The organism is Paractinoplanes polyasparticus, from assembly GCF_019710575.1.
Lineage (GTDB): Bacteria > Actinomycetota > Actinomycetes > Mycobacteriales > Micromonosporaceae > Actinoplanes > Actinoplanes polyasparticus.
In genome coordinates, this window is sequence record NZ_JAHWFK010000064.1 from 54,070 (window position 1) to 70,409 (window position 16,340).

A 16,340-nucleotide genomic window follows, 5' to 3' on the forward strand; every position below is an offset into this window, starting at 1 on the left:
CCTAACCCCTAGCCGGGAATGGAAAGTTTGCCGGTTTCGCCGGGTCAGACACCGGCGACGATCCGGCCCAGCTCCTCCGCGGGGAGGGCGAGCATGCGGCCCATGAGTGGGGTCATGGCGGCCAGCACGTCGGCGATCTCACGGATGTCGGCCTCGGCCAGCGCCTGGTCACCGTCGCAGAGCGCCTCCTTGGGCTCCGGGTGCACGTCGATGAGCAGGCCGTCCGCGCCCACCGCGATCGCCGCGCGGGTCAGCGGCAGCACCAGGTCGCGCCGGCCGCCGGAATGCGACGGATCCACGATCACCGGCAGGTGGGAGAGCCGCTGGGCCACCGGAACCGCGCTGATGTCCAGGGTGTTGCGGGTGGCGGTCTCGAACGTCCGGATGCCGCGCTCGCACAGCACGATGTCCAGGTTTCCGCGCTGGGCGATGTATTCGGCGGCGCTGAGCCACTCCTCGATGGTCGCGCTGAAGCCGCGCTTGAGCAGGACCGGCTTGCCCGCCGAGCCGACCGCCTGCAACAGGGCGAAGTTCTGCATGTTGCGCGCGCCGACCTGCAGCATGTCGGCGTAGGAGGCGACCATGTCCACGCTGGACGGATCGATGACCTCGGTGACCACCGGCAGCCCGGTCTCGGCCCGCACGTCGGCCAGGATGCGCAGGCCCTGTTCCCCCAGTCCCTGATAGGAATAGGGGGACGTCCGCGGCTTGAACGCGCCGCCCCGCAGCATCGAGGCGCCGGCCGACTTGGCCATCCGCGCCGCCTCGAGGGTCTGTTCGGGCGACTCCACCGCGCAGGGGCCGGCAATCACGGTCAGCGTGTCCGGTCCGATCGGCACGCCGCCGACCCGGATCACCGAGCGGGTGGCGTGGTGCTCGCGGCTGACCAGCTTGAACGGCACCGACACCCGGATCACCTGCAGCACGCCGGGCAGGCTGCCCAGGTTGAGGGCCTCGAAGTCGGTCACGTCGCCGACCAGGCCGACGATCGTGCGGGACAGCCCGCGGCTGACGAACGCCTGTCCACCCGCCGACCGGACCAGCCCGACGACCGCCTCCACATCCGCCGGGGTCGCACCCGGCGTCATCACAACGACCATGACAGTCTCTCCTTCGGCAAGGGCTCGTGGTTTCTTCTCAGGCCGGGCGGGTGTCGCGCTGCTCGAGCCCCTCGGCTATCTGGAGCCACTCGTCGGCGCACGAGCGGGCCACGTCGGCCAGGATGTAGGCGCAGTGCGCGGGCACCTTGTGCTCGACCTCGGCCCACTCCTCGGCTCGGATCGCGCGGGTGTGTATCCAGCGCAGCACCGTTCGGCCCGACTCGGTGAACCGCAGCGACGGATCGCTCTGCAGCCCCTGCAGCATCAGCGGGATCGACTCACGCCCGGCCGGCCGCTCCCGGCGCTGCCGGATCTGCGGCAGGGGGTCCTCGCCGCGTTCGAGGCGCAGGCGCACGTCCCGGACCGTCGACGGGGAGACGCCGACCTCGCGGGCGATCTCGCGCAGCGACGCCTCGGGACGTTGCTTGATGAGCGCGGAGGCGCGCAGCCGTCCCACGCTGTTGTCCACCGGCCGCACCCGGCCGTCCCGGCCGGTGCGTGCGCTGACCGGCTCCATGCCGGCTTCGTCCTGGATGCGGCGGCGGATGTTGCCGACCGTGCGCGCGCCCAGCCCGGCCGCCGCCGCGATGGCCCGGTCCGACCAGGTCGGCTGCGAGGCGATGATGCGCTCGGTGGCCAGCGTGCGGTCGGCCAGCGACAGCGGCAGGCCGTGTGTCGTGTTGGCGGTGACCGCCAGGACGAAGGCCTCCTGGTCGGTGCCGTCGAACCAGCAGACCTCGATGAGGTCGTCGCCGCGCAGCTTGGCGGCGCGCAGGCGGTGCATGCCGTCGATGACGCGCATGCTGCCCCGGTGCACCAGGATCGGCGGCAGCCGGTCCTCGATCGAGGCCAGCATCTCGATGTGCCCGAAGTCCTCGCCGGCCCGCCGCGGCGAATCGGCCGGACGCAGTGCGGCGACCGGCAGCCATTCGGTGCCGCCGTCACCGACCGGCCGCCCCGGCTGGTGATCGAGGAAGGGCTCCTCGTCCGGCACCGGGGCCAGGACCCGGAATGCATTCTGATTGATGAGTTCTCGCAAGGCAAACTCCCCCGTACCACAGTTCACCAAATACCACGACCCGGCGCTGGAACCAGCCGGGCGAACTGATACTAGGCACGATCCGTAACCGATTCGATGGTGTCCGACTGTCCATCTCGGTCGGTCATTCGACATCGGCGCACCGGCCTGCAGGAAATGGTTCGGAAATCGCTTGAGCAGTCGGACAGCGGTCGCCCACGATCTGTCGGATCTGTCCATCGGCACTTTCACCGGCCCCCCTGATCAGGCAATACAGTCCCCACGAGGCCGACCTGCACACGGGAGAAAACGATGCCTTATCCACCGATGACCGGACCTCCGGACAAAGATTCGACCGAATGTCCCGAAAATGACACCGAAAGAACGAGGCCGCGTGAACCGCAACGCTGAACCAATCACGACGGCCGATTTCGAACGGGCCGCCGCCGCGCTCCTGCCCGCCGAGGTGTGGGATTTCGTCGCCGGCGGGAGCGGCGCCGAGGCGACGCTCTCGGCCAACCGGGCCGCCCTGGACAGCGTGTTCGTCGTACCCCGGGTGCTGCAGGACGTCTCCGCCGGCAGCACCCGCTGCACGATGCTGGGCGGGCCGGCCGAGATGCCGGTCGCCGCCGCGCCGGTGGCCTACCAGCGGCTGATCCATCCGGAAGGCGAAGCGGCCACCGCCCGTGCCGCGAAGACGGCCGGGATCCCTTACGTGGTCAGCACCCTCAGCAGTGTGCCGCTCGAGCAGATCACCGAGGCCGGCGGGCGGGTCTGGCTTCAGCTCTACTGGCTGCGCGACGAGGCCACCACGCTGAATCTGGTGCGGCGGGCCGAGGACGCGGGCTGCGAGGCGATCGTGGTGACCGTCGACGTGCCGTGGATGGGGCGGCGGCTTCGCGACATCCGCAACAGGTTCGCGTTGCCGGCCCACGTGCGCACCGCGAACATCGAGACCACCGCGGCCGCACATCAGCCGGCCGTCGACGGCTCCGCGGTCGCCGCACACACCAGCCAGGAGTTCTCCCCCGCCCTCACCTGGTCCATCCTCGACCGGCTGCGTGAGCACACCCGGCTCCCACTGGTGGTGAAGGGGATCCTCGCGCCGGAGGACGCGCGGCTGGCGGTCGACCACGGCGTGGACGCGATCGTGGTGTCCAACCATGGCGGCCGCCAGCTCGACGGCGCTCTGCCCAGCATCGACGCCCTGCCCGGTGTCGCCGCCGCGGTGCGCGGCGAATGCGAGATCCTGCTCGACAGCGGCGTCCGCAACGGCACGGACGTGCTGCGCGCGCTCGCCCTGGGCGCCTCCGGGGTCCTGCTCGGGCGGCCACTGATCTGGGGGCTGGCCGCCGGCGGCGAACGGGGCGCCCGCCGCGTGCTGCACATGTTCAAGGCCGAGCTGCACGACGCCCTGGGGCTCGCCGGCTGCCCGGATGTCGCGGCGGCCGGCCGGCTGCGCGTCGTCCGGCGACCGGCCTGAACCCGCGTCCCGTCCAACCGTCAGTTTTCTCCGGTTGGACGGGACGCCGCACGAGAGAGCGGACCACCCCCAGCCGGGTGGTCCGCTCTTTCAGCTGGTGCGTGCGAAGTTCAGTGGTGCAGCTCCACGGCCCGGCCGTTGGCGCCGTCCTCCCGGCCGTACTGGATGCGGTACAGGTCCGCATAGAGGCCGTCGGCCGCCAGCAGTTCGTCGTGCGTGCCGCTCTCCCGGATCCGGCCCCCGTCGACCACCAGGATCTGGTGTGCCTCCCGGATCGTCGAGAGGCGGTGCGCGATGACCAGCGAGGTCCGGCCGCTCAGCGCGGTACGCAGGGCCCGCTGGATGGCCGCCTCGGACTCGGAGTCGAGGTGGGCCGTGGCCTCGTCCAGCACCACCACCGGAGGCGACTTGAGCAGCAGCCGGGCCAGCGCGACCCGCTGCTTCTCACCACCGGAGAGCCGGTGGCCACGGTCGCCGACCACGGTGTCCAGGCCGTCCGGCAACGCCGAGACGACGTCCCAGATCCGGGCGGCCTCGCAGGCCTCGATCAGCTCCTGCTCGGAGGCGTCGTCCTTGGCGTAGAGCAGGTTGGCGCGCAGCGTGTCGTGGAACAGGTGGGCGTCCTGGGTGACCATTCCGACGGTGTCGAGCACCGAGTCGAGGGTCAGATCCCGGACGTCCTCGCCGCCGATGCGTACGGTTCCCTCGGTGGCGTCGTACAGGCGCGGCACCAGCTGGGTGATGGTGGTCTTGCCGGCCCCGGACGGTCCGACGAGCGCAGTCATCCGGCCCGCCGGGACGCGGAACGACACACCCTGCAGCACCCAGGCGTCGTTGCGCCTCTCCGGGCCCTTGCGGGCGATCGACTCGAGGGACTTCAGCGACACGTCCTCGGCGTTCGGATAGCGGAAGCTGACCCCGTCGAACTCGATGTCCGGAGCGGGCGCCCCGGCCGGGCCGCGCTCCAGCGCCCGGGCGCCCGGCTTCTCCCGCACGAGCGGCTCGAGGTCGAGCACCTCGAAGAGCCGGTCGAAGCTGACGAGCGCGGTCATCACGTTCACGTGCATGTTGGCCAGCTGGTTGATCGGACCGAAGACCCGGGCCAGCAGGCCCATCATCGCCACGATCGTGCCGACCTCGAGCGCGCCGTCGATGGCCAGCAGGCCGCCGCCGCCGTACACCACCGCGGTCACGAGCCCGGTGAGTACGGCCAGCGAGAGCGGGAGCAGGGTCCCGTACGCCATCAGCGTGGTGGAGATGTCGCGCACCGCCGCCGCCCGGCCGGAGAACTTGTCGGTCTCGCGCCCCGGCCGCCCGTACAGCTTGGTGAGCATCGCCCCGGCGACGTTGAACCGCTCGCCCATCATCGAGGCCATCTCGGCCTCCACGGTCATCCGCTCGCGGGTCATCCGCTGCAGCCGCCGGCCGATCACCTTGGACGGCAGCAGGAACAGCGGGATCAGCACCAGCGTGACCACGGTCAGCTGCCAGGACAGATAGAACATCGTCCCGAGCACGAGCACGAGGGTGAGCAGCGTCGAGATGGTCTGCGAGAGCAGGGTGGTCACCGCCTGCTGGGCGCCGATCACGTCGGAGTTGAGCCGGCTGATCAGCGCACCGGTCTCGGCCCGGCTGAAGAATGTCAGCGACTGCCGCTGCACGTGGGTGAAGACGGTGGTGCGCAGGTCGTAGAGCAGGCCCTGCCCCACCCGGTTGGACACCCAGGTCTGTGAGTACATGGCGATCGCGTCGATCAGCGTCGCGCCGACGATCAGCCCGGCCAGGGCGAGCACGACGTCCTGCCGCCGGGGCGTGATGCCGTCGTCGATGAGGTATTTCAGCATCAGCGGCGTCACCGCGGCGAGGCCGGCGTGCACGACGGTCAGCGCCACCAGGATGGCCAGGCGACCGCGATAGCGGCGGGCGTACGGCACGACGCGCCGCAACGTGCCCGGGCGCACCTGGTGGCCCTTGATGTCCTGTCCGGCTCTGATCCGTGTCGGGCCCATACCCGGGCCGCCCATCATAGCCACGTGAGATTCCTTCAGTTCGCGGTTGGCGTCCGGGTCAGTGCTTGTCGAGAAACTCGATGATCGCGGTGTTGACCTCGTCGGGCCGTTCCAGATAGCCGAGGTGCCCGCAGTGCGGGATCTCCACGTAGTCGCAGTCCGGAATGGCCTCGGCGGTCTCGGCGGCCAGGTGTGGCGGCGCGATGCCGTCGTCGGTGAACCCGATGACCCGGCACGGCGCCTGAATCTTGCTCATGGCCGGCCGGCGGTCCTCCAGGGTGTCGACCCCGGCCTGACCGTCAGCACTGCTCGCCTCGGACGAGAGCTCGAGGATCTCGAGCCAGGACCGGGTGGTGACGTCGTCCCGCAGCGTCGCCGGCGACAGCATCTTCTGCGCCGTGTCGACCGCGCGGTAGGCGGCCGGGAGCCGGATGCCCTGCTCCGCCAGGGCCTCGTCGGCCCGGATCTGGGCCACGCGCAGGGCGTCGGCCCGCGGCCGGGTCGCGATCAGCACCGCACAGCGCACCAGGTCGGGGCTCTGGATCGCCAGTTCCTCGGCGATCATCGCGCCGAGCGAGGTGCCCACTATCCGGCACGACCCCAGGCCGAGGGCCTCGATCAGCCCACGGGTGTCGGCCACCATGTCCTCGAGCGTGTAACGGCCGGGCGGGGCCGCGGAGGGCGGGATGCCCCGGTTGTTGAACGTGGTGGTGCGGTAGCCGGCCCGGCGCAACGCCGGCGTCTGATGCATGTTCCAGACGTGCCCGGCCGCGTTCTGTCCCATGATCAGGAGAACGTCGTCGCCGTGGCCGGTGCGCTCGTACGACAGCCGGATGCCATTGGTGTCCAGATAGGGCACGAGTTTCCTCCGGTGGAATGCCTCGGGTCGTCGATATCGCCCTACGCGTTGGTGAGCTCGGAGCACGGCCCGGACGATTCAGTGTCAGGCCATTGTGTGCGCGGCCGGAGGGGACGTCCATCTGCCTCGCGTGCGTGGTTGGACGGCCGGACCCCGTACGGCACAGGGGAATGCGAGGCGGCCGGCGCCGGGTGGTGACCCGGCGCCGGCCGTTTCCTCACGGGGTGGCGAGGGCCTCGGTGGGCGCCAGCCGGGCGGCCCGGATCGCCGGGTAGAGGCCGGCGACGGCGCCGATGAGAAGTGTCGCGCCGACGCCGCCACCGACCGCCCAGAGTGGCACCACGGTGGGCCAGTCCTGCGTGGTGGCGTAGATCGCGGTCACCGCGAACCCGACCAGCACCCCGCCGGTGCCGCCGATCAGCGACAGCAGCAGCGACTCGGTGACGAACTGGGTGCGGATCTGACCGCGGGTGGCGCCCAGGGAACGGCGCAGCCCGATCTCGGCCCGGCGTTCGAGCACCGAGATGACCATCGTGTTGGCCACGCCGATGCCGCCGACCAGCAGCGCCACCGCACCCAGGCCGAGCAGCAACGAGTTGAACGACTGCTTGGTGGCCTGCTTCGCCTTGAGGATGGGCGACGGGATCGTCACCTTCACCGCCTCGGGGCTTTCCGGGTTGGTGGTGGCCGCGAGGACCGCCCGGACGTTTTCGACCTGCGATTCCACCGAGCGGGTGTAGATCGTCGTGGCATGCCCGTCGAAGCCCAGATAGCTCTTGGCCGCCGGCCAGCCGATCAGGACGGCCGTGTCGAGCTCGGGGGCCAGGGCCACATCGTCGAGCACGCCGACCACCTCGTAACGCCGGCCGTCGATGTAGACGGTCGGGACGTCGCCGAGTGTCTTGGCTGCCTCCGCGCCGAGCACCACGGTCGGATAGCGCTCGGTCGCAGCGTTGATCCACGTGCCCCGGGCGAGGCCGGCCCCGACCGTCTCGGGCAGGTCGAGTTGCGCGGCCATCAGCGACAGACCGCCGGACTGGCCCTTGGGGATCTTCTCCGAGCGGTAGACCGACTTGCCCGGCACCGCGCCGGTGGCGCTCGCCGCGGTGACCGGGGCGATCCGCTCGATCATGCCCACCGCGCCGTCGGGCAGCGTCGCGGCGTCGCCGAACATGGTGTCGCCCGGAGTGATCGAGAGCATGTTGGAGCCCATCGCGGCGAGCGCGCGCTCCAGGTTTGCTTGGCTCGACGAGGAGATGCCGACCACGGCGACCATCGCGGCGATGCCGATCGCGATGCCCAGAGCCGAGAGCACCACCCGCAGCGGCCGCGAGCGCAGGCCGAAGCCGCCCAGCCGAAGCAGGTCGGAGGCGCTCAGGCGGGCCGGTACCAGCGAGACCGGAGCACGGCGGATCGGGGTGACCTGGACCATCTAGACCACCTGCCCGTCGCGCATCGGCACCTGCCGGGGCAGGGAGTCGGCGATCTCGTGGTCGTGGGTGATCACCAGCACGGTGGTGCCGGCGGCGTTCAGCTCGCGCAGCAGCTCCATCACGCCGGCGCCGGAGACCGAGTCGAGGTTGCCGGTCGGTTCGTCGGCAAGCAGCACGGCCGGGTCCCCGGCGACCGCCCGGGCCACCGCGACCCGCTGCCGCTCACCGCCGGAGAGCTGGTGCGGCCGATGCCCCAGCCGGCTGCCCAGGCCGACCCGGACCAGCGCGGCCTCGGCCCTCTGCTCGCGGTCCCGCTTGGACACCCCGGCATAGAGCAGCCCGTCAGCCACGTTGGTCACCGCGTTGCGCCCCGCGGCCAGGTGGAACTGCTGGAAGACGAAGCCGATCCGGCGGGCCCGCAGCGCCGACAGCTCGCGGTCGGAGAGGGAGGCCACGTCGTACCCGTCGATCCGGATGGTGCCGGAGGTGGGCCGGTCCAGCGTGCCGATCATGTTCAGCATCGTCGACTTGCCGGAGCCGGACGGTCCGACAATCGAGATCAGCTCGCCGTGCTCGACGCGCAGGTCGACGCCGTGCAGCGCGGTCACGCCGCCCGGGTATTTCTTGGTGACCTGGTTCAACTCGATCACGGGGCCGTGGTCGTCGGTCATCCCGGGACACCGACCTTCAAGCCCTCGGCGAGGCCGTTGCCGGAGACCTCGACCCGGCCGTCGGCGAACAGGCCGGTCTCGACCGTGACGATCCTGGTGGCGCCGCCCTCGACGACCTGGACGCCGTATCCGCCCTCGGACAGCGCCAGAAGGGCGTTGACCGGGACCGTCAGCACGTTCTTGACCTGGGAGGCGACGAAGTCGACGGTCACCGCGGCCTCGTCCAGGCCGGCCGGGGTCTGTGCGAAGCCGATCGTCACATCGATCTTCGTCGTGTCCTGCTCGCTCTCGTCCTGGGCCTCCTCGACGGTGGTGCGGACCTCGGTGATCCGGCCCTTGACCTCGCTGCCGTCGGGCATCGTCACCTCAACCGGCGCACCCTTCCGGGCCAGCCGCTGGTCGGCGATGTCCAGCTCGACCGCCGCCACCCGGCCCAGGCTGCTGACCTGCAACACCCCGGCGCCCGGCCCGACGACATCGTCCAGGTTGGCCGAGAGCGAGTCGACCCGGACGGCGCCGGTGGCGTAGACCGTCCGGCCCAGCTCGACCGTGCCGGTCTTGGTGAGGCCGAGGTCGATCTGCCATTCCTTGACCGCGGTGGCGGTGGACGCGGTGTACCGGCTGTCGACCGTGAAGCCGCGGTAGCCCAGCGCCCACAGGTTCTTCTCGAACTGCTTGACGTCGGCGCCCTTCGCACCGGACGCCAGTTCCCGATAGGCGGGCAACGGTCCGTAGAGCAGGACCACCGGCTTGTTGTCGATCCTGTAGAGCTTCTGGCCTCGCTTGACCGTGGAACCAGCCGCGGCCAGCGCGGTCACCGTGCCGTTCAGTTTCGTCTTGATCGTCGTCGTGTTTGCGTAGGCGAGGGAGCCGTCGTGGGACTCCGTGTCGACAAGCGTCTGCTTCGTGACCTCCGCGGTGGCCGCCGGCAGATTGCTGCTCGCCTGGGCGTCGTTGTCGCCGCCGGACCAGTTGGCCAGGTACACGTACCCGCCCGCACCGGCCGCGACGAGCACCGCGGCGATCCCGGCGGTGGTCCATTTCCTGTTCATCGGGTCATACCTCCTACCGGGTCTCTTCTGCCTGGTATTGCCGGCAGGCCTTTTCCGCGGCCTGGAAAACCGGGCTGTCCGTCTTCACGCTCAACTTGTCGGCGTCGACCATTAGCGAACCGTCCGCGTCCGGGTCGGGGAAGCCGGCCACCCCGTTCTCCCGCATGCACCGGGCCATCAGACGCAGATTTCCGGTGCTCGCGGCGTTGGCCACCGGGCCCTTCACGATCTCTTGGGCGAACTCGCGGCACGCCTGCTGGGCGGCCTCGAAGCTCTCCGCCGAGACGTCGGGCGGGAGGTCGACCGGCTGCTCCTCGCCCGGCCCGGACGGGACCGGGAACCAGGTCATCCCGTGCTCGCGCATGCAGTGGGCGAACTTCAGCAGCGCGTCCTGGTCGGCGCCGGCAGCCGCGGAGGCGACCGGCCGGCCGCTCGCGGAGCCGGCGGCCGGCGACGGACGGCTGTGTGCTGTCCGGCCGCATCCGGCCAGGGCCACGGCGAGCGGCAGCAGCAGCACGCCGAGGATCGCCGTCCGCCTCATCAGTTGTTCTCTTCCTCGGCCTCCGGAAGGACGTTGCGGCACGCCTTCTCGGCTGCCTCGAACGTCGGGGAGGTGATGTCGATGCCGCTGGACTTGTCGAGGCCGGGGCCGGTGCCGTCCGCCTTGGGGTCCGGGAAGTCGGGCACCCCGTTGGACCGCATGCACTTCGCGTACTGCAGCAGCTTCGCCTGATTGTCGGCGTTCGACACCGCGGCCGGGCCGGCGGCGCCGGTCGGCGCGTATTTGCGGCACGCCTCCATCGCCGTGTTCAGCTTGCCGCGGTCGACGTCGTCGGGGATGTCGACATTCGTATTGGTGCCGGTGACCTCGGGGAACCAGTCCATCCCGTTGTCGCGCATGCACTTGGAGTATTTCGCCGGGTCGAAGCTGGACGACACGGATGCGCCCGCGCCGTCTCCGGTGGCCACGGCCGGATCGTTCTCGGCACCCTTCGCGCAACCCGTGACCGCCCCGGCGAGCAGCAGTCCCGTCGCCAGGATCATCGCTTTTCTCATCGTCGTCCTCCTCGAGCCGTCCGCCCTTGCGGCGCTTGCTTTTACTAGGTGCCTAGTACATTAGTGTTCTCGTGCAAGCGGCGGCAACCCCGGCCACGGACAGCAACCCGAAAAAGCGGCGGCGGCCCTGTTCAAGGACCGCCGCCGCCGCCGGAATGCACTGTGGATCAGGTGAGTCGGCGCCGGATCCACCACAGGGCGAACCAGGACAGGCCGAGCGTGACCGCGATCAGCACGCCGAACTCGCGCCACTGCAGAGCCCAGAACCGGGACCCGGGCACGTACGTGACCTTCTGGCGGAGATTCTGCGCCGCCAGCCACGTGCGGCAAGCCTCGGAAAAACCACCCATGTCCTCGGACGGCAGGCACGCCGGGTCGGCCCGGGCCCGGAACTCGGCTCCGCTCGAGGTCACCACGGTGGCCGACAGGATCCAGGCGTCGGGCATGTCGGCGTCGATGTCGACGTGAGCCTCCTTGGTCGACAGGTCGACGCTGAGGCCGAACGGGGCGTTCAGATCCAGCGCGGCCACGCTGGTGACCGGCTGGGCCAGCAGGCGCGGCAACACCAGCGGCACGGCGACCTGCAGCGCGGCGACCACGAGCAGTGTCACCGCCATCGCGGCCACCGTGCGCCGCAGCAGCAGGCCCGCGGTGACACCGACCACGAAGGCCAGCGCCGCGAAGGCGATCGGCACGATCCCCCGGGCCATGAAGATCAACGGGTTGATCCGGTTGCCCTCGGCCTCGTCGATCACCGCCGCCCACCCGGTCAGCACCAGGCTGACCAGACCGGTGCAGAGCGCCGCGGCGCCACCGCCGATCAGCAGCTTCACCAGCAGCCACCGGCGCCGGCTGACCGACTGAGTGAAGATCAACCGGTAGGTGCCGGTCTCGAGCTCGCGGGCCGCCAGCGGCGCGCCCCAGAAGATGCCCAGCAGGACGGGCAGGGCGAGCACCACACCGATGGCCACGTAGTAGAGCCAGCCCGCCGTCTCGGACGACACCGCGGCCAGGAAGGACTGTGCGGCGGTCTCGCAGGCGGCCGCCCGGCAGCCGGTGAAGCCGGTGCTGCCGGCCAGGTCGGACACCCGGGCCCAGGTGAACGCGAGGGCGGCGACGAGTACCAGCAGGACGGCGGCGACGCTCAGCAGCGGGGCCCGGAACTGCCGCCAGGTGAGCCAGATCAACGCTGTCCCTCCAGCACCCACTGGGGGGCGCTCTCACTCATGTAGGCCAGCACGATGTCTTCCAGATCGAGCCGGTCGACCTGCCAGGACGGGTCGTCGATCGGCGCCGTGCTGCGCACGATCAGCGTCGACTGCACCTCGGTGTGGCTCTGCTCCACCACGGCGATGCCGGCGCCCAGCCCGGCCGGGTCCCGCCGGCGCCCGACCAGGCGGTGGTGGCCGGCGAGCAGGTCGTCCACCTCGCCGGCGACCCGGACCTGGGAGGCGACCAGCACGATCAGGTAGTCGCAGACACGCTCGAGGTCGGCGACCAGGTGCGACGACATCACGACGCTCGTGCCGCGGTCGGCGGTGAGCTCCATCAGCCCGCGCAGGAAGGTGCGCCGGGCCAGCGGGTCGAGGGAGGCCACCGGCTCGTCGAGCAGCAACAGGTCGGGCTGCTTGGCCGCGGCGACGGTCAGGGCCAGCTGGGCGCGCTGGCCGCCGGAGAGCTTGCCCGCCCGCTGTGCCGGGTCGAGCCCGGTCTGCGCGATCCGCCGCTCGGCGAACTCCGCATCCCACGACGGGTTGACATGGGCGCCCATCCGCAGGTGCTCGGCCACCGTGAGGCCGGCGTAGACCGGGGTGTCCTGAGCGACGAAGCCCACCCGGGGCGAGCCGCTGACCGGTCGCTCGCCGAGCACCTCGATGCGGCCCGACGTGGGATCGAGCAGCCCGCACGCCAGTTGCAGCAGCGTGGACTTGCCGGCGCCGTTCGGCCCGACCAGGCCGACGACCCGGCCGGCCGGAACAGCCAGGCTGCAGTCGGACAGTGCGGCCCGCCGGCCGTACCGCTTGGTGAGACCCTCCGCGGAGAGCGCCTCAGTCATCCTCTCGCCTCCGAAAACGATCGAAAGGCACTGAGGAAGAGTGCCTCGATGCTTTCGTCGTCAAGGCCGGCGGCGCGCGCCTCGGACAGCCACCGCTGCAGATCCTTGCGCAACGGCTCGTGCTGGGCCAGCGAGTCGCCGCCCAGTGTGCGGGTGACGAAGGTGCCCAGCCCCGGCCGGGCCGTGACGAGGCCCTCGTACTCCAGCTCGCGATAGGCCTTGGACACCGTGTTGGGGTTGATCGCGACCCGGGCCACCACCTCGCGGACGGTAGGCAGCTTGTCGCCCTCCTTCAGCACGCCGAGCCGCAGCGCGTGGCGCACCTGCTGGATGAGCTGCATGTAGGGAGCCACCCCGGACCGCGCGTCGAGATGGAACTCGATCACGTCACCACCTCCATCTACTAGCTTCCTAGTACAATAGGAGCCGCCGATGACGGCCGCAACCTCGCCGTCAAGGAGTGTGCAACCGACGCGGCGACCCAGTTGAACAGCGACTCGGCCGGGCCCGCACGCTGAACGCGTACGGCATTGACCGCACCCGGTGTTGCGGTGAGATTGAGCGTTCGGGCGCCCGCCGCCCGCCATGCATCGCCCGCATCCGGAGGCATCGATGAACGCCATGGCCGGCACTTGGCTGCCGCACGAGATCACCAGCGAGAGCATCGGCACCACCGACATCGTCGGCTGGCTCGCCGGGCTGGGCCAGGACGAATTGACCAAGCTGCTCGCCGAACGGAAGGCGGTGGTCTTCCGCGGTTTCGGCGTGACGCCGGAAAGCATCGGGCCCGTGCTCGAGCAGGCGGTGCCGAACCGCCTGCCCTACGTGCACGGCAACTCGCCCCGCACCAAGGTCGGTGGCAACCTCTACACCTCTACCGAATACCCGCAAGAGTTCACCATCTCCATGCACAACGAGATGAGCTACGCCCACCGCTGGCCGAAGCGGCTCGTCTTCTTCTGCGAGATCGCCCCGGCGAGCGGCGGCGCCACCCCGGTGCTGGACGGCGAACTGTGGCTGGCCTCCCTCGACGCCGAGGTCCGGGAGGCGTTCGCCGGCGGCGTGCGCTACGTGCAGAACCTGCACGACGGGTTCGGCTTCGGGAAAAGCTGGATGGACACCTTCGAGACCGACGACCGGGCCGAGGTCGAGCGGTTCCTCGAGGGCACCGAGTCGGAATGGGAATGGGGTCCGGAGGGCATCCGGATCATCCAGTTCCGCCCCGGCACCATGCAGCACCCGATCACCGGCACCGAGGTCTGGTTCAACCAGGCCGACCAGTTCCACCCGGCCGGGCTCGGCGACCGGATGGCCTCCGCGCTCTCCGACATCCTCGAGCCCGACGAGTTCCCCCAGCACGCCACCTTCGCCGACGGCTCGCCGATCCCGGACAGCTACATCGAGCACATCCAGAACCGCGGGCTGGAGCTGGCCGTCGACGTACCGTGGCGGCCGGGCGACCTGATGCTGATCGACAACATCCTCGTCGCGCACGGCCGCCGCCCGTTCGAGGGTTCCCGCCGCGTGCTGGTGGCCATGTCGGACTGAGCACCATCGCACCGGACTGCCGGGCGGCGCCGCACGAGGGCCCGTCCGGCATTTCTGTGTCCCCGGCCGTCGGAGCCCCCGGCCCGGCCGGCGGGGGCTCCTCCTCTGCTACTCCCGGCCGTCCAGCCAGGCCGACATCGCGGCCCAGACCTGGCCCAGCATCTCGGGCCGGATCAGGTCCGCGTGGCTGCACGGCAGCCGCACCTCGGTGATCTCGCCGTCCACGTACCGCTCCCAGAGGTGGGCGCCGGTGCGCGGGGCGTTCGGCGGTGCCACGTCCGAGACCACCAGAAGCATGTCGCCGTCGAGCACCTTGGGCACGAACCGGCGGCCGAGGGTCTCGTTGTTCCGGTAGACGGTCGCGAGCCGGGTGATCTCCTCGTCGGAGACGCCGCCGAACGCCTCGGCACCGCCGAAGGCCTCCCCCATCACCTCGTGGAACTGGCCCTTCAGCTCGTCGAGGTCCCGTTCCCGGCGTGGCCGGTCGCGCTCGGCCGCCGGGACCGGCTCGTCGTCGCCCACCCGGCGCTTGTCGTCCGGGAACGTGTCCAGGACGACCACCGCGACCTGCTCACCCGCCGCCCGCAGCTGGACGGCCATCTCGTGCACCGGTAGCCCGCCGTAGGAGAAGCCGGCCAGCCGGTACGGGCCCTCGGGTTGCCGGGCGCGGATCTGCTCGACGTAGCCGGCTGCCATCTCCTCCAGCGTCCGCGGTAGCGGGCCGGCGCCGTCCAGGCCCGGTGACTGCAGCCCGTAGAGCGGCACGTCGTCCGGGACGAACCGCGCGAGCGGCATGTAGCACCAGCTCATCCCGCCGGCCGGGTGCACCCAGAAGATCGGCGTGCCGGTGCCGTGGTCCCGGATCGGCAGCACCACGTCCAGCGAGTTCGCGACCGACGAGACACCCAGCTGGTTGATCAGCCCGGCCACGGTGGGTGCGGCGAAGACGTTCCGCACGGCGATCGAGACGCCGCGCGCACCCAGCCGGGAGACCAGCGTGGCGACCAGCAGCGAGTGGCCGCCGAGCGCGAAGAAGTCGTCGTCGAGACCGACCTCGGGCAGGCCGAGCACGCCGGCGAAGACCTCGGCCACCAGCTTCTCGAGGGCCGTGGCGGAGGTGAGCCGGCCGGTCCCGCCGCCGAAGTCCGGTGCGGGCAGCGCCTTGCGGTCGAGCTTGCCGTTGGACGTCAACGGCAGCTCCGGCAGCCCCACGAACGCCGACGGCACCATGTAGTCCGGCAGCCGCGACGCCGCTAGTTCCCGCAGTCGCTCCCCCGCCACGTCGCCGACGACGTATGCGATCAGCCGGTCGTCCCGGGCGATCACCGCGGCTTGGAGCACCCCGGGCTGGCCGAGCAGCACCTGCTCGACCTCGCCCGGCTCGACCCGGAACCCGCGCACCTTCACCTGCTCGTCAACCCGGCCGGCATAGACCAACTGGCCGTCCGCGGTCCACCGGGCCAGGTCGCCGGTGCGGTACATCCGCTCACCGGCGCCGAACGGGCAGGCCACGAAACGCTCCCCCGTCAGCCCGGAACGGCCTGTGTATCCCCGGGCCAGACCGACACCCGCGAGGTACAGCTCACCGGTCACGCCGACCGGCGCCGGCTGCAGACCCTCACCCAGCACGTACGCCCGGGTGTTGCGCAGCGGACGCCCGACCAGCGGATCGGCACCGTCCACCCGGGCCCACAGAGCGTCCACAGTGCACTCGGTCGGCCCGTAGAGGTTGAACCCGATCGTGTCGGCCGCGTCGGCCAGCTCGCGCCACAACGGCCCCTCGGCCGCCTCGCCGCCCAGTGCCACCACCCGCGGGCGGTGCCGTTCGTCGGTGAGCAGGCCGGCCGGGAACAGCTGCTGCGCGTACGAAGGCGTCAGATCGAGGAAGTCGATGCCGCGCTCGGCCACGTAGTCGACGAAGGCGCGCGGGTCCATCCGCACCTCGTCGTCGAGCACATGCAGCTCGTGACCGTCACCGAGCAGCAGCACGCCTTCCAGGGAGGTGTCGAACGAGAACGAGGCGCTCAGCGCCGCCCGCAGCCGGATCCCCGCCGC

The 16,340-nt window shown here is 70.9% G+C and carries 15 protein-coding genes; 2 read left to right on the plus strand and 13 right to left on the minus strand.

What is annotated here, in order from left to right; all coding sequences use genetic code 11:
* Positions 1-44: 44 nt before the first annotated feature.
* A complete protein-coding gene (gene aroF, locus KXC43_RS46180) occupies positions 45-1,100 on the minus strand; it encodes a 3-deoxy-7-phosphoheptulonate synthase (RefSeq protein ID WP_221382644.1) in 1,056 nt (351 codons plus the stop codon).
* 37 nt (positions 1,101-1,137) lie between these two features.
* Positions 1,138-2,139, minus strand: a complete 1,002-nt coding sequence (locus tag KXC43_RS46185) for a ParB/RepB/Spo0J family partition protein (RefSeq protein WP_255645982.1) — start codon at positions 2,137-2,139, stop codon at positions 1,138-1,140.
* 349 nt (positions 2,140-2,488) lie between these two features.
* On the opposite strand from KXC43_RS46185, the gene KXC43_RS46190 reads away from it, so the two are divergent.
* On the plus strand, positions 2,489-3,601 hold the full coding sequence (locus tag KXC43_RS46190; protein ID WP_221382646.1) for an alpha-hydroxy acid oxidase: 1,113 nt from the start codon (positions 2,489-2,491) through the stop codon (positions 3,599-3,601).
* A gap of 110 nt (positions 3,602-3,711) precedes the next feature.
* Here KXC43_RS46190 and KXC43_RS46195 read toward each other — a convergent pair whose 3' ends face one another.
* From KXC43_RS46195 to KXC43_RS46240, 10 genes are all read right to left on the minus strand, one after another.
* Positions 3,712-5,628, minus strand: a complete 1,917-nt coding sequence (locus KXC43_RS46195; RefSeq protein ID WP_255645997.1) for an ABC transporter ATP-binding protein — start codon at positions 5,626-5,628, stop codon at positions 3,712-3,714.
* 40 nt (positions 5,629-5,668) lie between these two features.
* A complete protein-coding gene (locus tag KXC43_RS46200; RefSeq protein WP_308129569.1) occupies positions 5,669-6,469 on the minus strand; it encodes an alpha/beta fold hydrolase in 801 nt (266 codons plus the stop codon).
* Between the two features lie 217 nt (positions 6,470-6,686).
* The gene (locus tag KXC43_RS46205; RefSeq protein ID WP_221382648.1) at positions 6,687-7,901 is read right to left on the minus strand and encodes an ABC transporter permease; all 1,215 of its coding nucleotides are present in this window, start codon (positions 7,899-7,901) and stop codon (positions 6,687-6,689) included.
* On the minus strand, positions 7,902-8,573 hold the full coding sequence (locus tag KXC43_RS46210) for an ABC transporter ATP-binding protein (RefSeq protein ID WP_221382649.1): 672 nt from the start codon (positions 8,571-8,573) through the stop codon (positions 7,902-7,904).
* Complete coding sequence (locus KXC43_RS46215) at positions 8,570-9,625, minus strand: efflux RND transporter periplasmic adaptor subunit (RefSeq protein ID WP_221382650.1); 1,056 nt, start codon at positions 9,623-9,625, stop codon at positions 8,570-8,572. The genes KXC43_RS46210 and KXC43_RS46215 overlap by 4 nt, the downstream gene beginning before the upstream one ends.
* A gap of 13 nt (positions 9,626-9,638) precedes the next feature.
* The gene (locus KXC43_RS46220; protein WP_221382651.1) at positions 9,639-10,166 is read right to left on the minus strand and encodes a hypothetical protein; all 528 of its coding nucleotides are present in this window, start codon (positions 10,164-10,166) and stop codon (positions 9,639-9,641) included.
* Positions 10,166-10,681 (minus strand): hypothetical protein, encoded by a 516-nt coding sequence (locus tag KXC43_RS46225; protein ID WP_221382652.1) that lies wholly within the window; start codon positions 10,679-10,681, stop codon positions 10,166-10,168. The genes KXC43_RS46220 and KXC43_RS46225 overlap by 1 nt, the downstream gene beginning before the upstream one ends.
* Before the next feature lie 167 nt (positions 10,682-10,848).
* Positions 10,849-11,868 carry an ABC-2 membrane transporter-related protein gene (locus tag KXC43_RS46230; RefSeq protein ID WP_221382653.1) on the minus strand — a complete coding sequence of 340 codons (1,020 nt, stop codon included), beginning with the start codon at positions 11,866-11,868 and terminating at the stop codon, positions 10,849-10,851.
* Complete coding sequence (locus KXC43_RS46235) at positions 11,865-12,737, minus strand: ABC transporter ATP-binding protein (RefSeq protein ID WP_221382654.1); 873 nt, start codon at positions 12,735-12,737, stop codon at positions 11,865-11,867. Before KXC43_RS46235 ends, KXC43_RS46230 begins: the two co-directional genes overlap by 4 nt.
* On the minus strand, positions 12,734-13,123 hold the full coding sequence (locus KXC43_RS46240; protein WP_221382655.1) for a GntR family transcriptional regulator: 390 nt from the start codon (positions 13,121-13,123) through the stop codon (positions 12,734-12,736). Before KXC43_RS46240 ends, KXC43_RS46235 begins: the two co-directional genes overlap by 4 nt.
* 226 nt (positions 13,124-13,349) lie before the next feature.
* Between KXC43_RS46240 and KXC43_RS46245 the strand changes: the two genes are divergently transcribed.
* A complete protein-coding gene (locus KXC43_RS46245; protein ID WP_255645983.1) occupies positions 13,350-14,285 on the plus strand; it encodes a TauD/TfdA family dioxygenase in 936 nt (311 codons plus the stop codon).
* A gap of 108 nt (positions 14,286-14,393) precedes the next feature.
* Here KXC43_RS46245 and KXC43_RS46250 read toward each other — a convergent pair.
* The coding region (locus tag KXC43_RS46250; protein ID WP_221382656.1) for a thioesterase domain-containing protein at positions 14,394-16,340 on the minus strand (1,947 nt) is incomplete at its 5' end.

Bases quoted from the DNA above. Each gene is read 5' to 3' on its own strand.
- KXC43_RS46245 (WP_255645983.1), top strand. From the start codon at position 13,350: ATGAACGCCATGGCCGGCACTTGGCTGCCGCACGAGATCACCAGCGAG.
- KXC43_RS46225 (WP_221382652.1), bottom strand. From the start codon at position 10,681: ATGAGAAAAGCGATGATCCTGGCGACGGGACTGCTGCTCGCCGGGGCG.
- KXC43_RS46210 (WP_221382649.1), bottom strand. From the start codon at position 8,573: ATGACCGACGACCACGGCCCCGTGATCGAGTTGAACCAGGTCACCAAG.
- KXC43_RS46190 (WP_221382646.1), top strand. From the start codon at position 2,489: ATGACACCGAAAGAACGAGGCCGCGTGAACCGCAACGCTGAACCAATC.
- KXC43_RS46220 (WP_221382651.1), bottom strand. From the start codon at position 10,166: ATGAGGCGGACGGCGATCCTCGGCGTGCTGCTGCTGCCGCTCGCCGTG.
- aroF (WP_221382644.1), bottom strand. From the start codon at position 1,100: ATGGTCGTTGTGATGACGCCGGGTGCGACCCCGGCGGATGTGGAGGCG.
- KXC43_RS46195 (WP_255645997.1), bottom strand. From the start codon at position 5,628: ATGATGGGCGGCCCGGGTATGGGCCCGACACGGATCAGAGCCGGACAG.
- KXC43_RS46205 (WP_221382648.1), bottom strand. From the start codon at position 7,901: ATGGTCCAGGTCACCCCGATCCGCCGTGCTCCGGTCTCGCTGGTACCG.
- KXC43_RS46235 (WP_221382654.1), bottom strand. From the start codon at position 12,737: ATGACTGAGGCGCTCTCCGCGGAGGGTCTCACCAAGCGGTACGGCCGG.
- KXC43_RS46215 (WP_221382650.1), bottom strand. From the start codon at position 9,625: ATGAACAGGAAATGGACCACCGCCGGGATCGCCGCGGTGCTCGTCGCG.